This window comes from Nonomuraea recticatena (assembly GCF_039533245.1).
GTDB classification, from domain to species: Bacteria; Actinomycetota; Actinomycetes; order Streptosporangiales; family Streptosporangiaceae; genus Nonomuraea; species Nonomuraea roseola.
The window spans coordinates 63341-86281 of sequence record NZ_BAAATE010000027.1 but is presented as its reverse complement, the minus strand read 5'-3'; the positions used below and the strand labels follow the sequence as shown (position 1 = coordinate 86281).

Genomic DNA, 22941 nt, shown 5'->3' with positions numbered 1-22941 from the left:
CGATGTCGGACGAGCCCGTCGAGCCGCCCGTGCGGCCCGAGACGATCACGGTCGGCCCGGAGGAGTCCCTCTGGGAGATCGCGGAGAAGTACTTCGAGGACGGCTCCCTCTGGGAGCGGATCTACGCCGCCAACCGCGACGTCATCGGGGACCCGCACCGGCTGCGCCAGGGGTTGCGGCTCCAGCTGCCGATGGAGATCTATCCCGCGCACCTCCGGTCGGTCGCTCGCGCCTTCGACCTCGAACGCAACGACCTTGCCTCCTACGTCAAGGACGCCATGGACGAGCTGAACGCCATCGGGAACTTCTGGGGCGGAGGCCAGCCTGGGACGACCTTCTTCAAGGGCGAGGGCGGCGGGACCGGCTACGAGGCCGTCACCGGCCAGATCGCCAAGGGCGTCGACGCCAACCTGAACGGCCACGAAGAGATCTCCAAGCGCCTGCGCCTCATGGCCGACAGGGTCCAGGTGACCGACTGGGACAACGTGACCACGATCCTGTCCGTCCGCCCCGACAAGTAGCGCACGCCGGGTCGGGGGGGCGGCTGATCGTCAGAGGGTGTCGTGCAGGCGGGACTCGACGTCGCGGTACCTCGCCACAGGGATCAGGTGCACCCCGTCGAAGGCGCCGGAGTCCCTGAGGCGCAGGACCTGCTCGCAGGCTGCCTCCACCCCCGCCATCCGATCTTCCCCCAGCCGTTCCACCAGCTCCGACGGGATGTCGATGTCAGGGATGGCGGCGGCCAGGCGCTGGGCGTGCTGCCGGCTGGCCAGGACCATCACCCCTGCGTAGACCGGCACGTCCACCTGGTTCTGCTCGCGCCACCTCAGCAGCGCGTCCAGGGAGAAGCTCACCTGGACGAAGAGGAAGTCGGCCGCCCGCTTCCACGCGGGGAGCGGCCGCAGCCCCGCCGCGGCGCCGACGCGGAAGGAGGGCGAGAACGCGCGCGCCTCCTCGATCATCGAGCGCACGGTGAGGTCGCTGGTCCTGTTGCCGACCGTGGGCTTGTCGCCGTACACGAACAGGAACTGGTCCACGCCGTACGCGGCCGCCGTCAGCAGGTCGCGGCGCAGGCCCAGCAGGTTGCGGTCGCGGGAGTTGAGGCAGGCGATGCTGCGTCCGCCCATCGACTGGACCTCGTGGGCGACGGCGACGCTGGAGACGGTCGCCCTGCCGATGTGGTTGTCGGGGATGAGGAAGGAGTGGGCGAGCTTGCCGAGCGTGCCGATCTGGTGCCGGACGTGCGTGAGATCGGGCTTGGTGGGCGGTTCGATCTCGCAGACCAGCTGAAAAGTCATACCGGGCACTTTATCGGCGGGCGGCGAGCGCGGTGATCCCTCCGAGCACGAGTTCGACGCCGAAGCTGTCGTAGAACTCCTCGCTCATGCCCTCGACCATGGGGCCGGCCATCGCCACCAGGTGGGGATAGGTGTCCGGCGGCAGAGTCTGCAGCGACAGGCGCTTCACCCTCTGTAGTTCGGCGAGCTCCTCACGTGTACGGCCCGGCCTGAAGTGGACCGGCGCGTCGGCGATGGAGATCGCGCTCTGCAGCAGGTACTTGGTGATCAGGCAGGACTCCTCGTAGCCGAACCCCGCCGAGTGGGCCAGGCCGAGCGCCCTGTCCCACACCGCGAGGAAGCTCGGCACGGCGGTCTGGTCGACCTGCTCCAGCAGGTTCTTCGCGCACGGGTACCTGCGCAGCACCCTGATCAGGCCGAGCGTCAGGTCGTGCAGTTGCTCCTGCCACGGCCGGTCGTCCCCGGCGGCGGGCGCGAACCCGGCGATCAGGTGGTCGGCCATCCCGACCAGCAGCTGCTCCTTGTTCTTGAAGTGCCAGTAGAGCGCCATCGGCGTGACGCCCAGGTCGGTGGCCAGCCGCCTGATGGTCACCGCCTCGAGCCCCTCGCTGTCCCCGATCTCCAGCGCCTTGTCGACGATCGCCTCGGCCGTCAGTTTTCCCATCACGGTTGACAACTATACGCCGTACAAGTTCAACTGTACGACGTACAAGTACGGCGTATAGGAGTGATGGACATGCGGTGGTGGGCGCTCGGCGCGGTGACCCTCGGAACTTTCATGACTTATCTCGACAACAACATCTCGAACGTCTCGCTCCCGACGATCCAGCGGGATCTCGGGCTGACGCTGTCGGGCCTCGAGTGGGTGGCGACCGGCTACATGCTGGTCTTCGCCGGGCTCATGCTGGTCGGCGGCAGGCTGGCCGACGTGATCGGCAAGCGCAGGACCTTCCTGATCGGACTGGCCGTCTTCACGCTGTCCTCGATGGGCGCGGGCCTCGCCCCCGACGGCGCCACGCTGATCGCGGCGCGTGCCGTCCAGGGGGTCGGGGCGGCCCTTCTCACGCCGACCGCGCTGGCGCTCATCTCCTCGATCTTCCCCGACCCGCGCGAGCGCGGCGCGGCCGTCGGCATCTGGACCGCCAGCGGCGCGCTGTCCATGGCGCTCGGCCCCGCGACAGGCGGCTTCATCAGCCAGAACCTGCACTGGGGCTGGATCTACCTGATCAACGTGCCCATCGGGGTGGCCACGTTCGCGCTGGCCCTGTGGGCCGTCCGTCCCGACACCCACCGCGTACGGCACAGCCTCGACCTGCCGGGCCTCGTCACCTCGGCGATCGCCCTGTTCGCCCTGACCTTCGGGCTCATCGAGGGCTGGAACCTCCCCCTCGTCGCCGTCACGGCCGGCTCGGCGGCGGCCTTCGTGATCATCGAGTCGAGGTCGAAGCAGCCGATGATCGACGTGACCCTCTTCAGGAGCAGGGTGTTCACCGGCGGCACGCTCGCCATGGGCCTGTGGTCGTTCGGCGTCTTCGGCATCTACTTCTTCAGCGCGCTCTGGCTCCAGAACTCCCTGGGCTTCACCCCCGTCGAGGCGGGCGCGGCGTTCGTCCCGATGGCCCTGGTCATGGCCGTCGTCGCCCTCCAGTCACAGCGCCTGGCGCGCCTGCTCGGCAACGCCCAGACCGTCGCGCTCGGCCTGGGGGTGATGGCGGTGGCCGTGCTCGGCATCTCCTACGTGGGGGCCGACGGCGGCTACCTCGACGTCCTGCCCTGGTTCCTGCTGTACGGCCTGGGCGGCGGCATGCTGGTCCCGCTGACCACGATGATCCTCGGCGCGCTTCCCGCCGAGCGCGCCGGTGTGGCCTCCGGCGTGCTCAACGTCTCGCGCGAGGTGTTCGGCCTGCTCGGCATCACCGTGCTGGGCGCCATCCTCAGCGCCAGGCAGAGCCAGAGCACGTTCCTCGCCGCCTACCAGTCCACGCTGGTGATCGCGGCGATCATCGTGGCCGTGGGCGTCCCCGTGGCGCTCTTCTCGCTGCGCCGTACGGCTCAGGCCGCGATGGCGGGGGCGTCGAACTGAGTGCTGTGCAGCTCGGCGTACCTGCCTCCCTCGGCGAGCAGGGCGGCGTGAGTGCCCTGCTCCACCACGCGGCCGTCCTCCACGACCAGGATGAGGTCGGCCGCGCGGATGGTGGAGAGGCGGTGCGCGATCACGATCGCGGTCCTGCCGTCCAGCGCCTCGGCGAGGGCCTCCTGCACGGCGGCCTCCGAGGTGGAGTCCAGGTGGGCGGTCGCCTCGTCGAGGATGACCACCCTGGGCCTGGCCAGCAGGAGGCGCGCGATGGTGAGCCGCTGCCTCTCGCCGCCCGACAGCCGGTAGCCACGCTCCCCTACGACGGTGTCCAGCCCGTCGGGCAGCGACTCGATGAGGTCGGCGAGGCGCGCCCTGCGCAGCGAGTCCCAGATCTCCTCCTCCGTGGCCTCGGGACGGGCCAGCAGCAGGTTCGCCCTGATCGAGTCGTGGAAGAGGTGACCGTCCTGGGTGACCATGCCGAGCGTGTCCCTGATGGAGTCGGCGGTGAGGTCCCTGACGTCCACCCCGCCGAGCCGTACGGCGCCCTCGTCCACGTCGTAAAGGCGCGGCAGCAGCTGGGCGATCGTGGACTTGCCCGCACCTGAGGAGCCGACGAGGGCGACCATCTGGCCGGGCTCGGCGCGGAAGGAGATGCCCTTCAGCACCTCCACCCCGCCGCGCGAGTCGAGCGTGGCGACCTCCTCCAGAGAGGCGAGCGACACCTTGTCGGCCGAGGGGTAGGCGAAGCGCACCTGGTCGAACTCCACGCTCGTCGGCGCGTCGGGCAGCGCCTGGGCGTCGGGCTTCTCCTGGATGAGCGGCTTGAGGTCGAGCACCTCGAAGACCCGCTCGAAGCTGACCAGCGCGCTCATCACGTCCACCCTGGCGCTGGCCAGGGCGGTCAGCGGGGAGTAGAGGCGGGTCAGCAGCAGGGCGAGCGCGACGACCGAGCCCGCGTCGAGCTCGCCGCGCAGGGCGTAGAAGCCGCCGAGGCCGTACACCAGGGCCAGGGCGAGGGCGGAGACCAGGGTCAGCGCGGTGACGAACACCGCCTGCGTCACGGCGGTGCGCACGCCGATGTCCCGGACCCTGCGGGCCCTGACGGCGAACTCGGAGGACTCGTGCGCGGGGCGGCCGAACAGCTTGACCAGCGTCGCTCCGGGCGCGGAGAAGCGCTCGGTCATCTGGGTGCCCATGGCGGCGTTGTGGTCGGCGGCCTCGCGCCGCAGCTTGGCGATGCGGCCGCCCATGCGCCTGGCGGGCAGGACGAAGACCGGCAGCAGGAGCAGCGCCAGCAGGGTGATCTGCCACGAGATGCCGATCATCACAATGAGGGTCAGCACGAGCGTGACGACGTTGCCCGCGACGCTGGAGACGATGTCGGTGAAGGCGCGCTGGGCGCCGATGACGTCGTTGTTGAGGCGTGAGACCAGGGCGCCGGTGCGGGTGCGGGTGAAGAAGGCGATCGGCATCCGCTGCACGTGGTCGAAGACGGCGGTGCGCAGGTCGAGGATGAGGCCCTCGCCGATGCTCGCCGACAGGTAGCGGGTGAGCAGGCCGAGCCCCGCCTCCGCCAGCGCGAGCCCCGCGATCAGGCCGGCCAGGCCGAGCACCACCTCGAAGGGCTGGGCCTTCACGATGGCGTCCACGACCCTGCCCGCGAGGACGGGAGCCGCCACGGCCAGAGCCGCCATGACGAGGCTCAGGGCGAGAAACCTGGCCAGCCTGGCCTTGTGCGGGCGGGCGAAGGCGGCGATCCGCCTGAGGGTGGCCGCCGAGAAGGGGCGGCGCTCCTGCCGGGCGTTCATCGCGCCGTATAGCTGGTTCCAGGCGGTGACTTCCATGTCCATGGGGATCACCGTAGAAGCTCAAGTTAACTTCAGGTCAACTCCCTGAGGCCCCCGGACCGCGACGTGGACGGTCGCGGGCCGGGAGCGGAGGCGGCTCTAGGAGCCGATCTTCTTGCCGCGCGAGTGCCAGGCCACCGCCACCGACGGCCTGGGCTGGGAGGAGCCGCCGTCGGGCCAGTGGCTGGCGGGGCTCTCCGGCGAGGCGCCGTCGACCTCGCCGGGGTGCTGCACCGCGACGAAGACGCTGCGCTGGTCATCGGTCACCAGCGGGCCGCAGGTCTCGGCGCCGACCGGCACCGTGAGGAACTGGCGGACGTATCCACGCTCCCTGCCCTGCACCGGCATGACGAACAGGCCGTCGTTGGTCTTGAGCGCGTTGCCGTCCGTGGAGATCCACAGGTTGCCGTCGCGGTCGAAGGCCACGTTGTCGGGGCACGAGATCGGCGACACCCTGGTCTTGTCGAACCCGGCGAAGTACGTGGCGGGGTCGTTGGGGTCGCCGCAGACCAGCGGGATCGACCAGGCGAAGGTCGTCGCTCCCGCGTCGTCACGGCGCTCGACGATCTCCAGGACGTGACCGTGCTTGTTCGAGGGACGCGGGTTGGCCTCGTCCACCTGGGCAGCGGTCCTGTTGGAGTTGTTGGTGAGCGCGACGTAGACGCCCTTGGTGACGGGGTTGCGCTCGATGTCCTCGGGCCTGTCCATCTTGGTCGCGCCGACCTTGTCGGCCGCGACGCGGGTGAACACCAGCACCTCGGCGGCGCTCATGCCGTCCACGAAGCTCTTCGAGCCGCTCACCAGCGGGATCCACTGGCCGGAGCCGTCGAAGGCCTGGTCGGAGGGCAGCTTGCCCGAGCCGTCGATCTCGGCGGCGGGGCTGTCGCCGGTGAACTTGGCGACGTAGAGGGTGCCCTCGTCCAGGAGCGTCCTGTTGTGACGGTCGTAGCCGGGGATGTAGCGCTTGTCCGAGACGAACTTGTAGATGTACTCGAAGCGCGAGTCGTCGCCCATGTAGACCGCCAGGCGGCCGTCCCTGGTGAGCGTGGTGTTGGCGGCCTCGTGCTTGAAACGGCCGAGCGCGGTGCGCTTGATCGGGGTGGAGTCGGGGTCGAACGGGTCGATCTCGACGATCCATCCGAAGCGGTTGGCCTCGTTCGGATGCTTGGCCAGGTCGAAGCGCTCCTCGACCCTGTCGAACCTGCGGCTGCTCGAGGAGACGCCGGTCGGGATCGTGTAGCGGGCGACGTTCGGGTCGGTCTTGCTGCCGTTGACGAAGTACTGGTCGAAGTTCTCCTCGGCGGTCAGCACGGTGCCCCACGGGGTGGTGCCGCCCGCGCAGTTGTTGAGCATGCCGATCGGGTTCTCACCCTTGGCGTCGGCGGCCGTCTTGAGCAGGTCGCTGCCCGTCGCGGGGCCGCTGAAGCGCATCGGCGTCTGCGCGGTGACGCGCCGGTTGTAGCGGCGGCGTCCGCTGGTGACGAGCTTCCACTGGCCGGTGCCCCTGACCCGCTCGACCTCGACGACCGAGCCGCCGTGGGCGGCGAGGCCGATCTTGATCTGCTCCTCGGTGGCGGCGGCGCCACCGGTGTAGCCGCGGAACATCAGCCGCTCGTCGGAGTACTCGTGGTTCACCCACAGCAGAGCCCGGTTGTGGCCCATCGGGAAGAGGGTCACGAAGTCACAGTTGTAGCCGAACTGCTTGCTCTGCGCCTCCGCCGACTGGTTGTCGAAGTCGAAGGCGGGCGCGCCGGGCAGCACGGGGTCGCCCCAGCCCACCACGACGGAGGAGGAGTAGCCCTCGGGGATCGTCAGCGCGTCGTCGGTGTTCGGCGCGACCGGCTTGAAGGTCAGCCCTCCGCGCCCGTGGTCACCGTGCTTTCCGAGAGCCTCGGCCCCCTGCTCGGCCCCGGGATCGGCGAAGGCCGGCACGGCCCCCGCCACGCCCGTGCCCACGACGAGGGCGCCGAGCGCGCCCGCGCGCAGCACGCCACGGCGTGACATCGCCTGAGCGACGACGTCACCGAAGTAGGTGTTGTCACTGGTGTTCGCCACGTCGTGCGCACACGCGTTGCCGCAGCGGAATTGGCAAGTAAGAGCACTTCGACCGCTCTTGTGAGGAGTCGAGAGCAACGGCAGCAGCCTGCGCGGATTCGACACAGGTCCTCCAGATTCATGCGTGATAGTTCCGCCGGGACGCTACGGCGGTCGCTGGAACCGGAGGTGAACGAAGCCCACCCGTCCGATGAACCCTTGCTTGGAGGACAATATGGGAATGCCGCCACGCAGACTGGACCAGGAAAAGCTCAGATCGGCGCTCGACGCCCAACTGGTCGCGCTGGACGAGCCGCCCTTCGACGGTCCCGCCTCCGTGCTGGCCGACGCGTGCGTCTCCGCGGTGCTGACCGCCTACGACCGCGGGCTGAAGCCCGAGCGGGAGGCGGGGCGCTTCGCCGTACGGCATCTGCTGGAGGCGCTGGCGGAGAAGGCGCCGGGGCGCACGGTCGAGGTGCGCGTGCCGCCGTACGCGGCGGTGCAGTGCGTCGAGGGCCCCAGGCACACGCGCGGCACCCCGCCGAACGTCATCGAGACCGATCCCAGGACCTGGCTGGAGCTGGCCGTGGGCCGGCTGACCTGGTCGGAGGCGATGGCGAAGGGCGCCGTTCACGCGAGCGGCGCCCGTGCCGACCTGTCCGGCCACCTACCGGTCTAGTTGGGCCCCCGGTCCATCCACGGGATCTTGCTCTCCACGCACGCCTCACTGAGCCTGGGCGGCAGCCCCGAGCACTCGGCGAAGTAGTTGGAGATCCAGACGGCCGCGCCGACGGCCAGGATGAGCGTCAGCGCGCTGAGCGCGACGCCCGTCCACGCCCTGCCCTTGCTGGCGCCCTTGGAGACGGCGACCAGGCCGAGCACCAGCCCGACGATCGCGGTGAGCACGCCGGTGAAGCAGACGAACAGCAGGAACAGGCTCGCGATGCCGAGCACCAGCGAGGTGGTCGCCAGCCCGCTGCCCGCCTGCGCCGGACGCCAGTCAGGCCCGCCCTGGTACCGCTGTGCGCCGCCGGGCGGAGGCGTGTAGACCGCTCCTCCCGCGGCGGGTCCGTAGGGCGAGGGGATCTCGTGGCTCGGCTGCCCACCCGGCGCGTCCGCCGCGTGCGCCCCGCCGCCGTAGGCTCCGCCCTGCGACGCGGGGCCGTAGGGGCCGCTTCCCTGCTGGGGACCGCTCTGGGCGCCGCCGTAAGGGCTCGCGCCCGGCTGGGGTCCGCTCTGGGGGCCGCCGTACGGGCTGCCTCCCGGCTGGGAGCCGCCGTAGGGGCCACCTGCCTGAGGGTCGCCGTAGGTGCTCTCCTGGGAAGCCCTGTGGGAGCCGCCCTGCTCGCCGCCGTAGGGCGTGGAGCCGGTGCCGGGGGCTCCGCCGTACGGGCTGGAGGGTGAGACGCCGGGCACGGAGGAATCGGGCGTGTCCTCACCTCCCTGCGCGGCAGGGGCCGCGTGGCTCCCCTCGTACAGGGGGCTCTCGCCTGTCGGCGTGGGCGGGTCGTACCTGGAAGGGGTGGGCGGGCTCGGGGAGTCCGCCTGCCCGGGCTCCTCCGCCGCGGACCAGCCGGGGTAGGAGGGCGTCGAGCCCGGCACTGTGTAGGACGGCTGCTCGCCCGCGTCGGGTCGTCCCCACTCGCCGAAGACCTGCGTGCGCTCGGCGTCCTCGCCGCCGCCCCGCGCACCGCCCTCGGGCTCGCCCGCGGTCTCGAAGGCGCGCGTCCCCCCTGCGGAGGGAGGCTCCCTGACGGCGTGCAGGTCGTGCGGGTCGACCTCGATGGTGCCGCCGTCCCTGGGCGGCAGCACGGTGTCGTCGGTGTCATGGGTGGCGCTCTGCCACTCGCGCGCGCTCCACTGGTCCTGGTCCTGGCTGGACGGCGGGACCTCCGGCTGGTCCTGGTCCCGGCCCTGGCTGGGCGGAGGGACCTCCGGCGCGGACGGCAGGTCGGGATGGTCCGGCTGCGGCACGATCGAAGGCTCGGGACGGCCCGGCGCCCAGGTCGGCTCAGGCCCTCCCGGCGGCTCGGGCCCCGTGGGCGGTTCAGGCCCTCCCGGCGGCTCGGGCCCGGTCGGCGGCTCAGGAACGATGGGCGGCTCGGGCACGATGGGCGGCTCAGGGGAGACCGGCGGCTCAGGAGAGACCGGCGGCTCCGGCGCGATCGGCGGCTCGGGAACGATCGGCTCCCCCGCGGGCGAGGTCTGCGCCTCGTCGGGCCATGGCGCGGCGCCGGGCTCGGAGGGATGCTCGTCGGCTCTGGGCTCGGTGGGGTCGGACGAGGGCTCGCCGCCCCGCCGATCCTGCCCCGCCCTGGGCTGGTTCGGGTCACCAGGTGTGGTCACGGTCTATGTCTCCCCCGACGTGTCGGCATGCCGGAACCTCCACACTCCCCTGGAGCACGCCGTCGAAACGGTCCGACACGGCAAAAGCCCGGCGATCCTTGGGTCACAGTGCGCCAAAACGCCCGGGCAGCCTCCACCCCGACGAGAGCGCGACAGAGGCCACCGAACCCCTGTTCCACCAGCCATCAGCGCCACTCCATCGAAGATCATCCGAGATCACCACATCCCCGGACGATCTAGTCATATCGTGTGATCTAGGCCCCGGGTGTGCGAGCAGGGACGCGGCCAACCTAAACTGAAGCATGTGCTGAAGGGCGACGGCCGACTCGGCCATGACCTGGACCCCAACGACCGCGCACCGAAGGACGCCTGCGGCGTCTTCGGGGTCTGGGCGCCAGGCGAGGAAGTCTCCAAACTCACCTACTACGGGCTGTACGCGTTGCAACACCGCGGCCAGGAGTCAGCGGGCATCGCGGTCAGCGAAGGCAGCCGCATCCTCGTCTACAAGGACATGGGGCTGGTAGCTCAGGTCTTCGACGAGTCGGTGCTCGGCACGCTCCGCGGGCATCTCGCGGTCGGCCACTGCCGCTACTCCACGACAGGCTCCAGTGTGTGGGAGAACGCGCAGCCCACACTGAGCTCCACCGAGGTGGGCGGCCTGGCCCTCGCCCACAACGGCAACCTGATCAACACCCCCGAGCTGGCAGAGCGCCTGGCGCCGGGGGCGACCAGGGCGACCACCGACACCGAGGTGCTGACCAACCTGCTGGCCCAGGACCGCACGCGCTCCATCGAGGACGCGGCGGCCGAGCTGCTGCCGCAGGTGAAGGGCGCCTACTCGCTGGTCTTCATGGACGAGAAGACCCTCTACGCCGCCCGTGACCCGCAGGGCATCCGCCCGCTGGTGCTCGGCCGCCTCGAGCGCGGCTGGGTCGTCGCCTCGGAGACCGCCGCCCTCGACATCGTGGGCGCCACCTTCGTGCGTGAGGTCGAGCCAGGCGAGCTGCTGACGATCGACGAGGGCGGCGTGCGCTCGCGCAGGTTCGCCCTCGCCGACCCGAAGGGCTGCCTGTTCGAGTACGTCTACCTGGCCAGGCCCGACACCACCATCGCCGGCCGTGGCGTGCAGACGACCAGGGTCGAGGTGGGCCGTGTGCTGGCCCGCGAGCACCCCGTCGAGGCCGACCTGGTCATCCCGACCCCCGAGTCGGGCACCCCCGCCGCCGTCGGCTACGCCGAGGAGTCCGGCATCCCCTACGGCCAGGGCCTGGTGAAGAACTCCTACGTGGGCCGCACCTTCATCCAGCCCTCGCAGACCATCCGCCAGCTCGGCATCCGCCTGAAGCTCAACCCGCTCAAGGAAGTCGTCGCGGGCAAGCGCCTGGTCGTCGTGGACGACTCGATCGTGCGCGGCAACACCCAGCGCGCGATCGTCCGCATGCTGCGCGAGGCGGGCGCGAGCGAGGTGCACGTGCGCATCTCCTCTCCCCCCGTCGCCTGGCCGTGCTTCTACGGCATCGACTTCGCCACCCGCGCCGAGCTCATCGCCGGCTCGCTGAGCGTGGAGGAGATCCGCCAGTCGCTCGGCGCCGACTCGCTCGGCTACATCTCGCTCGAGGGTCTCACCAAGGCGACCACCATCCCGGCCGAGCGCCTGTGCAGGGCCTGCTTCGACGGCTCCTACCCCATCGCGATCGACCAGGACAACGTGGGCAAGTACGTACTGGAGAGTTCTCCCAAGTGACTACCTATGAGGCAGCGGGCGTCGACATCGAGGCGGGCGAGCGCGCCGTCGAGCTGATGAAGGACAAGGTCGCGCGCTCGCGGCGGCCCGAGGTGGTCGACGACGCCAGCGGCTTCGCCGGCCTGTTCGACGCCTCAGCCCTGCTGCGCTACCAGCGCCCGCTGCTGGCGACCTCCACCGACGGCGTCGGCACCAAGGTCATGATCGCCCAGCGGTACGGCAAGCACGACACCATCGGCATCGACCTGGTGGGCATGGTCCTCGACGACCTCGTGGTCTGCGGGGCCGAGCCGCTGTTCATGACCGACTACATCGCCTGCGGCAAGGTCGTGCCCGAGCGCATCGCCGAGATCGTCGGCGGCGTGGCGGAGGGCTGCCGCCTGGCGGGCGCGGCCCTGGTCGGCGGCGAGACCGCCGAGCACCCCGGCGCGATGGGCGCGGACGAGTACGACCTGGCGGGCGCGGGCACCGGCGTCGTCGAGGCCTCCGCCATGCTCGGCCCCTCCCGCGTCGCCGAGGGCGACGTGGTGCTGGGGCTGGCCTCCTCCGGCATCCACTCCAACGGCTACTCGCTCGTACGGCACGTCGTGCGCGAGGCCGGGCTCTCCCTCGACGCCTCCCTGCCCGAGCTGGCCCGCCCCCTCGGCGAGGAGCTGCTCGAGCCGACGAGGATCTACTCACTCGACTGCCTGGAGCTGGCCCGCACGCTCGAGGTCCACGCCTACGCCCACATCACGGGCGGCGGCGTTGAGGCCAACCTGTCGCGTTCACTGCCCTCACACCTCGACGCGCTGCTCGACCGCTCGTCGTGGACGCCTCCCGCGATCTTCGGGGTGCTGGCAGGGCACGGCGGCATCGAGCAGGAGGCGATGGACCGCACGTTCAACCTCGGGGTCGGCATGGCGGCCGTCGTCCCCGCCGACGTGGCCGACGCGGCGATCAAGCTGCTGGTCGGGCGGGGGCTGGAGACGTGGGTGCTGGGCGAGATCGTGGCCGGCACCGGCCAGGCCCGCTACCGCTGAGCCGACGCGCCGGGGCCCGCCGACCACTCGGCCCCGGCACACCCACCCGAACCGAGCCCCGCGTGACACGGACCCCTCGCGGACCCCTCGTGACACGGACCCCGCGTGACGGACCCCGCGTGACGGGACTCCGCGTGACACGGGCCCCGCGTGACGGGACTCCCCGTGACGGACTCCGCGTGACACGGGCCCCTCGTGACACGGGGCCGCTCGAGGAGCAGGGCCGCTCGTGGGCGCGAACACGGAGCAGGGCCGCTCGTGGAGAGGACCCCTCGTGATGGCCCCTCATGGTGGAGCAGGCGCAAGCCCAGAGCAGGGCCGCTCATGGAGGGCCACCCGTGGAGGGCCGCTCATGGAGGCCGCTCATGGAGAGGGACCGTTCGTGGAGCAGGGCGCGGGCTCGGAGCAGATCGTTCACCGGACGGTCTTCCTCAGGCGGGACCGCTCCCTCCGGCGTTGCACCGAGAGGGGCTCGCCGAGAGGTGGAGGCTTCCTCCCCGGATGACCGGCCGTGTCCTCAGGCCCTGATCGGGACCCGTCGCATGCCAAGCCTGTCGCTCGAATGATCCGCCGCCTACCCAGTCCGCGGCCCTGATCCCCACCCGGACAACCAGGCGTGTTCCCGGTTCGCGGCCCTGGCCCCCACCCGGACGACCGACCGCCTACCCAGTTCGCGGCCCTCGCCGCCATCCGGACGACCGGGCGTGTTCCCGGTTCGGGGCCCTGGTCGGGAAGCAGGGGGTGGCCGGGTCGGGGAGAGTTGGGTGGAAACGCGGAAGTGCCCCACGGGTGGTTCACCCGCGGGGCTCACCCCGACAACAGATCAGCTATCGACGCCCGGAAGGCCGGTCGTCGTCATCGTCGCCGTAGTCGTCGGCGTAATCGGCATAGCGATCCGCCAGCTCATCGTTGAGGTCGTCGGCGTCGTCGTCACTGTGGTTGGAGTCAGAGACTCCGAGCTCGTCGCGAAGACGCTCAAGATCCGTGCCACCGCTGTTGTACTTCAGCTGGCGAGCAACCTTGACCTGCTTGGCCTTTGCTCGGCCGCGCCCCATTGGCTCGACCCCCTCGTGTGGGGTCGTCCCCGACCCCTCGTCGCTAACGCACCACGCACTGACGCCATGACTTTGGGCGTCAGTCTCTTGTTCGCCTATTACCGTACCTGTTTTGCGCTCAGCTCGGTACGTCGTATGGGCCCGGGGCGTCAGCCGCCCAGCCAGATGCCCCTAATACGCCCGACTTCCGACATTCGGCGCTCTGCCAGCCTATCCGCTGCGACCGCCGGCGGCACGCCTTCCTCCGCGGCGATGCCGAAGATCTTTAGCGTCGTGTCGAAGATCTGGGTCGCCTTGGCCCGCGCGCGGTCCATGCTGAAGCCCTCGATCTCGTCGGCGACTTGGATAACCCCGCCGGAGTTGACCACGTAGTCGGGCGCGTAGAGGATGCCGCGGTCGGCGAGCTGCTTCTCCACGCCCACGTGGGCGAGCTGGTTGTTGGCCCCGCCGCAGACGATCTTCGCGCGGAGCCGCTCGACGGTGTCGTCGTCGAGCGCGCCGCCGAGGGCGCAGGGGGCGTAGACGTCGATGTCGGAGTCGGTCAGGGCTCTGGCGTCGGCGACGACCTCCACCGAGGGGTGGCGCTGCCGTACGCGCTCGACGGCCGCGGGGCTGACGTCGCAGACGACGACCTCGGCTCCGTCGTCGATCAGGTGGTCGACCAGGCGGTGGCCCACCTTGCCCACTCCCTCGACGCCGACCCGCTTGCCGCTCAGCGAGCTGGTGCCGTACAGGTGGGCGGCTGAGGCGCGCATGCCCTGGAAGACGCCGAAGGCGGTGAGGATGGAGGAGTCGCCCGCGCCGCCGTGGGCGGGCGTCCTGCCGGTGACGTAGCGGCTCTCGCGGGCCACGAGGTCCATGTCCTCGCTGAAGGTGCCCACGTCGCAGGCGGTGTAGTAGCGGCCGCCGAGCGACTCGACGAAGCGGCCGTAGGCCCGCAGCAGCGCCTCGTTCTTGTCCTTGGTCGGGTCGCCGATGATGACGGCCTTGCCCCCGCCGAGGTCGAGCCCCGCGAGCGCGTTCTTGTAGGCCATGCCCTTGGAGAGGTTGAGCACGTCGGCCAGGGCCGCCTGCTCGCTCTCGTACGGGTAGAACCTGGTGCCCCCGAGCGCGGGCCCGAGCGCGGTGTTGTAGATGGCGATGATGGCGCGCAGCCCGCTCTGCCTGTCGGCACAGAAGACGACCTGCTCATGTGAGTCCTTGTGGGACTGGCCGAAGACGTCGGTCACGGTAGTGACTCCCTGTCCGGTCCACCGCACCGTTCGCGGCGGAGATCCTCCTCAGATTAGAGGTCGGCACGGCCTGCCGTCGCCCGCCTCGCTCCGGGAGGGGCGGCCGGTGCGACCACAACGGTGCAAGCAGGGTGTCTTCGTGACACGATGCCAGCGTGCTGCCCTACGCCGCTTACCTTCGCGTCTACGAACCGTTGACCGCGTTCCCCGAGCAGGAGCGCGCGATCTGGACCGCGTACGCGGACTCGCGCGACCGCCCGCGCAGGGCGACCGCGCTCGAAGCCGAGCACGGCGAGTCCATCAGGAGGCTGCTCGCCAAGCCTCCGCATCCCGCGCCCGCCCAGGAGAGCCCCAACGCCTATCTGCGGCGCGTGGAGGACCGGCTCTACGTCTGCCCATGGCAGAGCCGGTTGCGCTCGTGGCTGGCGTTCTCAGACTTCCGTGGCAGCACTCCCGTGAAGCTCATGGACAGCTTCGTGCCGCAGGCGATCGCGGAGCAGACGGCCGACGACTTCGACAGGTTCAAGCGGCAGGGCGGTTCGGCGGCGCTGCGCACCCACATCAGGACCACGACATGGAACGTGCCGCCGGCGTGGTTCGTGCCCTTCGACGGCAACGAGCGCTGGCTGGTGCTGGGCAAGGCGGCCAACGGCCAGGACACCACGACCACCACGGGCCGCAACCTGATCTACGTGACCTCCATGGCTCAGGCGAGGCGGCGCTCGGCGCGGGCGCTGCAGGTCATCCGCAAGCACGTGGGAGAGGTCGCCACCGGCCTCGAGGTGGAGGACGTCGCCCGCTGGCTGGAGGAGTTCCATCCGCACTCGCTGGTGGAGCTCGACTACGGCGGCCTCGTCCACCTCATGGACGACGAGGCGTTGCAGGCCGATCAGTCGGTCGCGGAGCTCTCGGCCGCCCTCACGGGGCTGGACACAGGTCAAGAAGAACTTGCCTTTGCCATGTATCAGCGTGTGATCTTGCGGTGGAAGTCAATGCAACATCTGGAAAGTGCCAACTGAACCCCAAAGAAACGGTCTGACCTGCATGAGTAGGTCACGTGACACGACTCCACGCTTCTGCGAACTGAGTAGTTTGCCGTTTTCACTGCGATACCACGAAACGTGTCGCTAGAATCACCGAGCGTGACATCGCCATGTGGGCGGGCAGTTGGGTCAAAGAAGGGCTCGCCAATCGCTCAGCGTGGCGGTATGGTCACTTCGGGTGATGCCGCATATGGTCCAGAAAAGCCGCACGCACTGGGCCATAGGGGGACATCCGTGACACGCGCAGAAGCAGTCACAGGATCGCTGAGCCGGTCCACACGGAGGAGAGGCCGCACAAATGTCAGCTCGTACACCCGAGGCCGAGCCACTGCTCACGCCCGCCGAGGTCGCGACCATGTTCAGGGTCGACCCCAAGACCGTCACGCGGTGGGCCAAGGCGGGTAAGTTGACGTCGATTCGCACCCTGGGGGGGCACCGGCGTTACCGGGAGACCGAGGTCCGTGCTCTGCTCGCGGGGATTCCGCAGCAGCGCTCGGAGTAAGTCAGGGATCGTCACGATCCTCAGGGGGGTTCACGGTGGGCCAGGTTCCTCAGCCCGGTCCACCCGCGTGACGAAGTCAGGTCGCCCGCGCGTCGGGGGACGCATACGGGAGTTGGCGCCGCCCGCCCGGCGCCATCCTTCCACCCCGCACATCCCCTGAGATGTAGACCCCCTTACCCCCCCGCCCGGCCCTGCCGGTCACCCGGGGCCGTGGCTCCCCCCGAGGAGCCGAGACCTCGAGCCGCCACGCCGTACGGCGGGCGACCGCTCGTCAGGTGAGGTCGTTCAGGAGGAGCTCCACGCTGGCGTCGTGCGCCGCCGCCACGCCGAGCAGCGCCACCATGTGATCCACCAGCATCTTCTCCAGCGTCGCGCGCTCCACGTCGCGATGCTCGAGCCAGTCGAGCCCGGCGGTCTCGACCGAGGCGATCCACGACCGCAGCGTGATGCGCAGCAACGGGGTGGGCTCCTCGACCCGCATCTGCTTCTGGATCATCCGGAACAACCGCTGCCGCACGCCGTCGACGATCTCGCCGACCTCGCCGGCGCGATTGGCGGGACCCCCGCGCAGCAGCGCGGCGAACCCGGCAGCGTGCTCCTCGACGAAGTCGAAGTAGCGCCTGAGACCTGAGGCCAGCTCGTCCAGCGGGCGCCCGCCGCCCTGGGGACGCAGCCGCGACTCGAGCTGCTCGGCCGCGCTCCTCAGCGCGGCGACGTACAGCTCCTGCTTGCCGCCGAAGTAGTGGTAGACGAGCGCTCGGGAGGCGCCCGCCGCCGAGGCGACGTCGTCGATGGAGACGTCCTCGGCATCGCGCCGGCTGAACAGCTCGAGGGCGGCCGCCATGAGCTCCTCGCGGCGCCGATCCACGCTCAGCCTGCGACGCGCAGGACGCGTGTCACTGCCTGCGGATTTCCCTGCTGTCACCCCTGCACACTATCGGAGGCGCTGCCTAATAACGCTTCGGCCCGTACCCTGCCGCGTCCTCGATCGTTTGGTGAGACAGGTGCCCATCCACGCATCGCGGGGGAGACACATGTCAGGACCGTCAGTCAACACGACCGTCGTCGAGGTAGACACGTTGCCTCGCCCGAGACCCACCATCCGCAACGTCGCCGAGCGCGCAGGCGTCTCCAAATCGCTGGTCTCGCTCGTGCTGCGCGGCTCCCCGCACGTCAGCGAGCATCGCAGGCAGGCCGTCCTGCAGGCGGCCCGCGAGCTCGGCTACCGCCCCAACGCCGTGGCTCGCAGCCTCGTCGAGGGCCGTACCCATCTGGTCGGCGCGCTCGTGGCCGACCTGCACAACCCCTTCTACGCCGAGTTCCTCGACGGCCTGCAGGAGAGCCTGCACGGCGACGGGCTGAGGATGCTGATCGGCAACAGCCAGTGGGACCCCGCCTTCGAGGACGAGGCCGTCGAAGCGTTCCTCGAGTTGAGAGTGGACGGTCTGGTGCTGCTCGGCATCGCCCCGACCAGCGAGACCCTCATCGAGGCGACCTCCTACACCCCCACCGTGGTCGTAGGGGAACGTGACATCGAGCTCGACAACGTCGACATCGTCGTCGACGACGACCAGCTCGGCGCCCGTCTGGCCATCGACCACCTGGTCGAGCACGGGCACCGGCGCATCGCGCACATCGAGGGCTCACGCGCTTCGCGCTGCGAGGGCTACCTGGTGGCCATGCGGCGGCACGCGCTGGCGCCGTACATCATGGTCGAGCACGGTGAGAGCACGGAGGAGGGGGGCAGGCGCACCGCACGCGCGCTGCTCACCCGCGACCCTCGCCCCACGGCCATCTTCGCCGCCAACGACCTCGTCGCGCTCGGCGTGCTGTCGGCGGCGAGCGAGCTGGGCCTGCGCGTGCCCGAGGACCTGTCCGTCATCGGCTACGACAACACGCACCTGGCGGGCGTGCACCACATCTCCCTCACCTCCGTCGACCAGCCCAGGCGCACGATGGGCAGGTCGGCCGCGGCGCTGCTGAGCGACAGGATCCAGGACCCGGGCAAGGTCGCCCGCCTGCGCCAGGTCACACCCGAGCTGATCGTACGGCGCAGCACGGGCCCCGCCCACGAGTGAAGAGGGCGTCTTCTTCACCCGATGCCTTCCCCAAGCCTGGTTCAAACGGCCGTGGCGCCCCGCGGCCCCGGTTGTTAACTCGGACGGGTCACTGCCGTATCTGACCCGGGGGACAGTCATGCGTGATCCAGAACTGGTGTCATGCGCCCAGCGCGCCGCGGCCGAACTCGAGCGGGCCTGGGCGCACTGGCGCGCCGGGCGTGGGCGCGGCGACGCGGGGGCCGAGTCGGTGGCCAGTTACGTGGCCCACTCCCTCGACCACCCGTGGGGCCGTCCGCGCGTGGTCCTCGGCCTGGACGCCGAGGATGCGAGGGAGCTGGCGGCCCTCCTCCAGCGCCAGGAAGTCGGCGAACACGTCTGGTAAGTCCGCGGGGTCACGTAAGTTGGAGCGCATGCGTGTTCTAGCTGCCTCCGCTCTCGCCCTCTGTGGCCTGGCCGCCGCCTCGTGCGGTGGCGCCGCCGCCAACAGTGAGAGGGTCGCCGCGCCCGTGGCCGCCCAGCCGTCCGCCTCGGCCGCGTCCTCGTCGGCCCCCGCGGCCTCGCCCGCGGCGGGCTCGGCGGCCCCCACGGCCGACAGGCCGCTGGAGGGCAGGACCATCGTGATCGACCCAGGTCACAACGGGGGCAACCACAAGAACCCGAAGGCCATCAACCGTCAGGTCAACGTGCTGACCCAGTGGAAGGCCTGCGACACCACCGGCACCTCCACGAACGACGGCTATTCCGAGGCCGCCTTCACCTGGGACGTCTCCCAACGCCTCACCAAGATCCTCAAGACGCGCGGCGCCACGGTGAAGCTGACTCGCGCCGACAACACCGGAGTCGGGCCCTGCATCACCGAGCGGGCCGCGATCGGCAACAAGGCCAAGGCCGACGCCGCCATCTCGGTGCACGCCGACGGCTCGGCGGCCGGCAACCGCGGCTTCCACGTGATCATCCCGAAGAAGATCAACGGCCCTGTCGACCCCGTCGTGAACGACTCGCGCAGGCTGGGCGTCGCGGTGCGCGACGCGTTCAGGAAGGGCACCGGCCTGCCGTACTCCACCTACATCGGGTCGAAGGCGCTCAGCTTCCGCAACGACCTCGGCGGGCTCAACCTCTCGACGGTGCCCAAGATCTTCATTGAGTCCGGCAACATGCGCAACGCGGGTGAGGCCGCCAAGTTCAAGGACGCCGCCTTCAGGCAGCGCATCGCTCAGTCGCTGGCGGACGGTTTGCAAAACTACCTGAAGTGACATCATTCCCGGCATGAACACGCTGCTGCCTCGCCCGGATGTGCTGTCCTCGCTGTCCGGCTCCTACGAGCTCGCCGTCGGAGCCACCGTCTCGGGCCCCGCCGAACTGGCCGACGCCGTACGGCGGGCGCTACCGGTCCTCGACCTGCGCCCCGGCGACACGGGCGCGATCGACGTCAGGATGGACCCCGCGCTCGGCGAGGAGGCCTACCGCCTGGTCGTCGGTTCGCGTGGCGTCGAGATCACCGCGGGCGGCAGGGCGGGCGCGTTCTACGCCGGGCAGTCGCTGCACCAACTGCTTCCCGACGCGACCTACCGCAGCGCGGTCACGACCGACGCGTGGACCGTGCCCGGCGTGCGCGTCGAGGACTCTCCCTCCCACAGCTGGCGCGGGCTCCACCTGGACGTGGCGCGGCACTTCCTGCCCAAGCGCGAGGTGCTGAGGGTCATCGACCTGATGGGCGCGCACAAGCTCAACAGGCTCCACCTGCACCTGGTCGACGACCAGGGCTGGCGGGTGGAGAGCAGGGCCTATCCCCGCCTGCACGAGGTGGCCTCCCACAGGGCGCGCACCGCCACCAACTACTTCCGCGAGGAGCCCACCTACGACGGGATCCCGCACGGCGGCTACTACACCCTCGACGACCTGGCCGAGATCGCCGCGTACGCGAGGGCGCGCGAGGTCGTCATCGTTCCCGAGATCGACGTGCCGGGGCACGCCTCGGCCATCCTGGCCGCCTATCCGGAGCTGGGCGCGACGGGCGAGAGCTTCGAGGTGCTCGACCGGTGGGGCATCTCCCCCGCGATCCTGTCGCCGCTGCCGCCGACCGTCGACTTCCTCACGGCCGTCTTCGACGAGCTGCTCGGCGCGCTCGGCGCGACGCCGTACGTGCACATCGGCGGCGACGAGTGCGTGCTCGACGACTGGGAGGCCTCCGCCGAGATCACCGCCTACCGCCGGTCGCTCGGCCTGGCCGACGTGGGCGAGCTGCACGGCTGGTTCCTGCGACGGCTGGCCGACGTGCTGGCCGAGCGCGGCTCGCGCGCCGTGGTGTGGGACGAGGCCTTCGTGGCGGGCGGGCTGCGCGAGGACACGATGGTGATGCCGTGGCGCGGCATGGGCGTGGGCCGCAGGGCCGCAGCCGCGGGGCACGCGGTGATCGCGACGCCGGTGTTCCCGCTCTACTTCGACTACGCGGAGGCCTCCTCCGCGCAGGAGCCGATGGCCATCGGCGACGCGATCACCGTGACGGACGTGGCCTCGTTCGAGCCGGCCCCCTCGTCGTGGGAGCCCGAGGAACGCGAGCGCGTGGTCGGCCTGCAGGCGCAGCTGTGGAGCGAGCGCATCCCCGACGCGCGGGTGCTCGACTACCGGGCGTGGCCGCGCGCCTGCGCGCTGGCCGAGGTCGCCTGGGCGGGAGAGGCCGGCTCCGACTTCATGGGCAGGCTCGAGCGCCACCTCGGCAGGCTCGACGCGCTCGGCGTGGAGTATCGCCCGCTGTCGGGCCCGCGCCCGTGGCAGCAGGGCCGCCCGCACCGCCCCGCCGTCGTGCCGGTGATGAACGCGATGGAGCACCTGGACGAGATGACCCACTCGGCCACCTCGACCAGGCCGAGCGTCTGACCGTCGGCGCCTGAGGCGGGTCGCTTCGCGGGCGGCCCGCCTGTGCTGGTGAGCGTCTCAGCCGCGGTCGGGCGCCGTGCGGCCGATCAGCTCGGGGACGGTCGTGGCGTGGCGACGGAGGCGGCGGGAGAGCCTGCGGTGGATGCGGGAGGCCCACAGCGGGCCCTCGTAGATCATCCCCGTGTAGCCCTGCACCAGGGTGGCGCCGGCGAGCAGCCGCTCCCACACGTCGTCGACGTCCTCGACCCCGCCCACGGACACGAGCGTCAGCCGGTCGCCGACGCGGGCCCGCAGCCTGCGCAGGACCTCGATCGAGCGCTCCTTCAGCGGACGCCCTGACAGCCCGCCGGTCTCACCCGAGTGGCGGATGGTGGTGTTGGTCGCGATGATGCCGTCGAGCCCCAGCTCGAGCGCCAGGTCCGCCACCGCGTCGACGTCGTCGTCGGCCAGGTCGGGGGCGATCTTCACCAGCAGCGGCGTGCGGCGTGGCGTGGAGTCGGCGACCTCCTTAACCGCCGCCAGCAGCGGTCGCAGCAGCTCGACCGCCTGCAAGTTGCGCAGCCCCGGCGTGTTGGGCGAGCTGACGTTGACGACCAGGTAGTCGGCGAGAGGGGCCAGCTCCTTGGCGCTGGTCACATAGTCGGCGGTGGCCTCGGACTCGGGCACGACCTTCGTCTTGCCGATGTTGACCCCGACCACCACGGGAACCCCCCGCGTACGGCGCAGCCTGCGCGCCGCCGCCTGCGCCCCGGCGTTGTTGAACCCCATCCTGTTGATCACCGCTCGCCGCCTGACGTCGCGGAACAGGCGGGGACGCGGGTTGCCCGGCTGGGCGTGGGCGGTGATCGTGCCGACCTCGACGTGCCCGAACCCGAACGCCGACAGCGCCTCGGCGCAGGCCGCGTCCTTGTCGAACCCCGCGGCCAGGCCGAGCGGCCCGGGGAAGTGCACCCCGAAGGCCGTCACCCGCAGCGCGGGATCGCTCGGCGCGAGGGCGCGGTGGAGCAGCCGCTTGAGCAGCGGCAGCGTGGAGAGCAGCGCGAGCGCTCTGACGGTTGCGTGGTGCACGGCCTCGGCGTCGAGACGCCGCAAGACCTGCGAGAACAGGAGTCGGTACATCAAGGCTCAGGTTATCGGTCCTGTCCGACAAGGCCCGCTTCGTAGGCCACGATCGCGGCCTGGACCCTGTTGCGGACCTCCAGCCTGGTCAGGATCGTGCTCACGTAGGCCTTGACGGTCCCCTCGACGATGAACAGCCGCTTGGCGATCTCCGCGTTGGACAGCCCCTCGCCGACCAGGGCGAGCACCTCCTTCTCGCGGTCGGTCAGCGCGTCGATCCTGTCGCGGGCGGCCGCTCCTCGCGCCATCTGGCCGCCGGAGAGCTGGCTGATGACGCGCTGGGCCACCTTGGGCGAGAGGTAGGCCGCGCCGCCGGCCACGGCGTGGATCCCGGCGATCAGCTCGCGCGGGTCGCCCGACTTGAGCAGGAACCCGCTGGCGCCGACGTCGAGCGCCTTGGCGATGTAGTCGTCCTCGCCGAAAGTGGTGAGCATGATGATCGCCGTGCCGGGCGCGACCCTGCGGATCTCGGCGGCGGCGGCGAGGCCGTCGAGCTTCGGCATGCGGATGTCGAGCAGCGCGACGTCGGGCCTGTGGCTGATCGCCAGGTCCACGGCCTGCCTGCCGTCCCCGGCCTCGGCGACGATCTGGAAGGAGGGGTCGACGCCGAGGATCGCGCCCACACCCGCCCTGATCATGGCTTCGTCGTCGGCGAGGAGAATTCTGATCACGCCTGTATATTGCC

Annotated in this window: 21 protein-coding genes; 11 read left to right on the top strand and 10 right to left on the bottom strand. The window is 70.6% G+C overall.

The window, feature by feature from the left end:
• The first annotated feature begins 2 nt into the window (after window positions 1-2).
• Window positions 3-521 (top strand): LysM peptidoglycan-binding domain-containing protein, encoded by a 519-nt coding sequence (locus ABFX50_RS37050; protein WP_346153168.1) that lies wholly within the window; start codon window positions 3-5, stop codon window positions 519-521.
• Window positions 522-551: 30 nt separating this feature from the next.
• Here ABFX50_RS37050 and ABFX50_RS37045 read toward each other — a convergent pair whose 3' ends face one another.
• Both ABFX50_RS37045 and ABFX50_RS37040 read right to left on the bottom strand, forming a co-directional pair.
• Window positions 552-1298: a methylenetetrahydrofolate reductase gene (locus tag ABFX50_RS37045; RefSeq protein WP_183654390.1), complete on the bottom strand. Its 747-nt coding sequence runs from the start codon at window positions 1296-1298 to the stop codon at window positions 552-554.
• A gap of 10 nt (window positions 1299-1308) precedes the next feature.
• Window positions 1309-1962 carry a TetR/AcrR family transcriptional regulator gene (locus tag ABFX50_RS37040; RefSeq protein ID WP_346153231.1) on the bottom strand — a complete coding sequence of 218 codons (654 nt, stop codon included), beginning with the start codon at window positions 1960-1962 and terminating at the stop codon, window positions 1309-1311.
• A gap of 66 nt (window positions 1963-2028) precedes the next feature.
• On the opposite strand from ABFX50_RS37040, the gene ABFX50_RS37035 reads away from it, so the two are divergent.
• On the top strand, window positions 2029-3381 hold the full coding sequence (locus ABFX50_RS37035) for a DHA2 family efflux MFS transporter permease subunit (RefSeq protein ID WP_346153165.1): 1353 nt from the start codon (window positions 2029-2031) through the stop codon (window positions 3379-3381).
• On the opposite strand, the gene ABFX50_RS37030 is transcribed toward ABFX50_RS37035, so the two are convergent.
• Together ABFX50_RS37030 and ABFX50_RS37025 are read right to left on the bottom strand one after the other, a co-directional pair.
• Window positions 3351-5225, bottom strand: coding sequence for an ABC transporter ATP-binding protein (locus tag ABFX50_RS37030; RefSeq protein WP_346153163.1), 1875 nt, complete (start codon window positions 5223-5225; stop codon window positions 3351-3353). The genes ABFX50_RS37035 and ABFX50_RS37030 overlap by 31 nt on opposite strands.
• 96 nt (window positions 5226-5321) lie before the next feature.
• Window positions 5322-7277: a PhoX family protein gene (locus ABFX50_RS37025; protein ID WP_346153161.1), complete on the bottom strand. Its 1956-nt coding sequence runs from the start codon at window positions 7275-7277 to the stop codon at window positions 5322-5324.
• Between the two features lie 220 nt (window positions 7278-7497).
• Between ABFX50_RS37025 and ABFX50_RS37020 the strand changes: the two genes are divergently transcribed.
• Entirely contained in the window at window positions 7498-7935 is a 438-nt protein-coding gene (locus ABFX50_RS37020) for a sterol carrier family protein (RefSeq protein ID WP_183654378.1), read from the top strand.
• Here the strand turns inward: ABFX50_RS37020 and ABFX50_RS37015 are convergent.
• The gene (locus ABFX50_RS37015) at window positions 7932-9602 is read right to left on the bottom strand and encodes a hypothetical protein (protein ID WP_346153160.1); all 1671 of its coding nucleotides are present in this window, start codon (window positions 9600-9602) and stop codon (window positions 7932-7934) included. The genes ABFX50_RS37020 and ABFX50_RS37015 overlap by 4 nt on opposite strands.
• A gap of 304 nt (window positions 9603-9906) precedes the next feature.
• On the opposite strand from ABFX50_RS37015, the gene purF reads away from it, so the two are divergent.
• Both purF and purM read left to right on the top strand, forming a co-directional pair.
• Entirely contained in the window at window positions 9907-11346 is a 1440-nt protein-coding gene (gene purF, locus ABFX50_RS37010) for an amidophosphoribosyltransferase (protein WP_183654372.1), read from the top strand.
• The gene (gene purM / locus ABFX50_RS37005) at window positions 11343-12368 is read left to right on the top strand and encodes a phosphoribosylformylglycinamidine cyclo-ligase (protein WP_346153159.1); all 1026 of its coding nucleotides are present in this window, start codon (window positions 11343-11345) and stop codon (window positions 12366-12368) included. Before purF ends, purM begins: the two co-directional genes overlap by 4 nt.
• A gap of 827 nt (window positions 12369-13195) precedes the next feature.
• Here purM and ABFX50_RS37000 read toward each other — a convergent pair.
• Together ABFX50_RS37000 and ABFX50_RS36995 are read right to left on the bottom strand one after the other, a co-directional pair.
• The gene (locus tag ABFX50_RS37000; protein WP_183654366.1) at window positions 13196-13423 is read right to left on the bottom strand and encodes a DUF3073 domain-containing protein; all 228 of its coding nucleotides are present in this window, start codon (window positions 13421-13423) and stop codon (window positions 13196-13198) included.
• A 149-nt stretch (window positions 13424-13572) separates the two neighbouring features.
• Window positions 13573-14652 (bottom strand): Glu/Leu/Phe/Val family dehydrogenase, encoded by a 1080-nt coding sequence (locus tag ABFX50_RS36995; protein ID WP_183654363.1) that lies wholly within the window; start codon window positions 14650-14652, stop codon window positions 13573-13575.
• A 158-nt stretch (window positions 14653-14810) separates the two neighbouring features.
• On the opposite strand from ABFX50_RS36995, the gene ABFX50_RS36990 reads away from it, so the two are divergent.
• Both ABFX50_RS36990 and bldC read left to right on the top strand, forming a co-directional pair.
• Window positions 14811-15674 (top strand): DUF8083 family protein, encoded by an 864-nt coding sequence (locus tag ABFX50_RS36990; RefSeq protein WP_346153156.1) that lies wholly within the window; start codon window positions 14811-14813, stop codon window positions 15672-15674.
• Window positions 15675-15996: 322 nt separating this feature from the next.
• Window positions 15997-16200, top strand: a complete 204-nt coding sequence (bldC, locus tag ABFX50_RS36985; RefSeq protein WP_013133571.1) for a developmental transcriptional regulator BldC — start codon at window positions 15997-15999, stop codon at window positions 16198-16200.
• Between the two features lie 271 nt (window positions 16201-16471).
• Here the strand turns inward: bldC and ABFX50_RS36980 are convergent, their stop codons facing one another.
• Window positions 16472-17044 carry a TetR/AcrR family transcriptional regulator gene (locus ABFX50_RS36980; protein WP_346153154.1) on the bottom strand — a complete coding sequence of 191 codons (573 nt, stop codon included), beginning with the start codon at window positions 17042-17044 and terminating at the stop codon, window positions 16472-16474.
• 190 nt (window positions 17045-17234) lie between these two features.
• Between ABFX50_RS36980 and ABFX50_RS36975 the strand changes: the two genes are divergently transcribed.
• The 4 genes from ABFX50_RS36975 (at window position 17235) to ABFX50_RS36960 (ending at window position 21137) form a co-directional block, all read left to right on the top strand.
• Complete coding sequence (locus ABFX50_RS36975; RefSeq protein ID WP_183654358.1) at window positions 17235-18278, top strand: LacI family DNA-binding transcriptional regulator; 1044 nt, start codon at window positions 17235-17237, stop codon at window positions 18276-18278.
• Window positions 18279-18396: 118 nt separating this feature from the next.
• A complete protein-coding gene (locus ABFX50_RS36970; protein ID WP_183654355.1) occupies window positions 18397-18642 on the top strand; it encodes a hypothetical protein in 246 nt (81 codons plus the stop codon).
• Window positions 18643-18670: 28 nt separating this feature from the next.
• Window positions 18671-19513, top strand: a complete 843-nt coding sequence (locus ABFX50_RS36965) for an N-acetylmuramoyl-L-alanine amidase (protein WP_346153151.1) — start codon at window positions 18671-18673, stop codon at window positions 19511-19513.
• A 13-nt stretch (window positions 19514-19526) separates the two neighbouring features.
• A complete protein-coding gene (locus tag ABFX50_RS36960) occupies window positions 19527-21137 on the top strand; it encodes a beta-N-acetylhexosaminidase (RefSeq protein WP_346153149.1) in 1611 nt (536 codons plus the stop codon).
• Between the two features lie 57 nt (window positions 21138-21194).
• Here the strand turns inward: ABFX50_RS36960 and ABFX50_RS36955 are convergent, their stop codons facing one another.
• A complete protein-coding gene (locus tag ABFX50_RS36955; protein WP_183654346.1) occupies window positions 21195-22256 on the bottom strand; it encodes a quinone-dependent dihydroorotate dehydrogenase in 1062 nt (353 codons plus the stop codon).
• An 11-nt stretch (window positions 22257-22267) separates the two neighbouring features.
• On the bottom strand, window positions 22268-22927 hold the full coding sequence (locus tag ABFX50_RS36950; RefSeq protein WP_346153147.1) for a response regulator: 660 nt from the start codon (window positions 22925-22927) through the stop codon (window positions 22268-22270).
• Window positions 22928-22941: the final 14 nt, after the last annotated feature.

Coding starts and splice junctions, on each gene's coding strand:
- ABFX50_RS37050 (WP_346153168.1), top strand. CDS start 3: ATGTCGGACGAGCCCGTCGAGCCGCCCGTGCGGCCCGAGACGATCACG.
- ABFX50_RS37045 (WP_183654390.1), bottom strand. CDS start 1,298: ATGACTTTTCAGCTGGTCTGCGAGATCGAACCGCCCACCAAGCCCGAT.
- ABFX50_RS37040 (WP_346153231.1), bottom strand. CDS start 1,962: ATGGGAAAACTGACGGCCGAGGCGATCGTCGACAAGGCGCTGGAGATC.
- ABFX50_RS37035 (WP_346153165.1), top strand. CDS start 2,029: ATGGACATGCGGTGGTGGGCGCTCGGCGCGGTGACCCTCGGAACTTTC.
- ABFX50_RS37030 (WP_346153163.1), bottom strand. CDS start 5,225: ATGGACATGGAAGTCACCGCCTGGAACCAGCTATACGGCGCGATGAAC.
- ABFX50_RS37020 (WP_183654378.1), top strand. CDS start 7,498: ATGCCGCCACGCAGACTGGACCAGGAAAAGCTCAGATCGGCGCTCGAC.
- ABFX50_RS37000 (WP_183654366.1), bottom strand. CDS start 13,423: ATGGGGCGCGGCCGAGCAAAGGCCAAGCAGGTCAAGGTTGCTCGCCAG.
- bldC (WP_013133571.1), top strand. CDS start 15,997: ATGTCAGCTCGTACACCCGAGGCCGAGCCACTGCTCACGCCCGCCGAG.
- ABFX50_RS36980 (WP_346153154.1), bottom strand. CDS start 17,044: ATGGCGGCCGCCCTCGAGCTGTTCAGCCGGCGCGATGCCGAGGACGTC.
- ABFX50_RS36975 (WP_183654358.1), top strand. CDS start 17,235: ATGTCAGGACCGTCAGTCAACACGACCGTCGTCGAGGTAGACACGTTG.
- ABFX50_RS36970 (WP_183654355.1), top strand. CDS start 18,397: ATGCGTGATCCAGAACTGGTGTCATGCGCCCAGCGCGCCGCGGCCGAA.
- ABFX50_RS36965 (WP_346153151.1), top strand. CDS start 18,671: ATGCGTGTTCTAGCTGCCTCCGCTCTCGCCCTCTGTGGCCTGGCCGCC.
- ABFX50_RS36960 (WP_346153149.1), top strand. CDS start 19,527: ATGAACACGCTGCTGCCTCGCCCGGATGTGCTGTCCTCGCTGTCCGGC.
- ABFX50_RS36955 (WP_183654346.1), bottom strand. CDS start 22,256: ATGTACCGACTCCTGTTCTCGCAGGTCTTGCGGCGTCTCGACGCCGAG.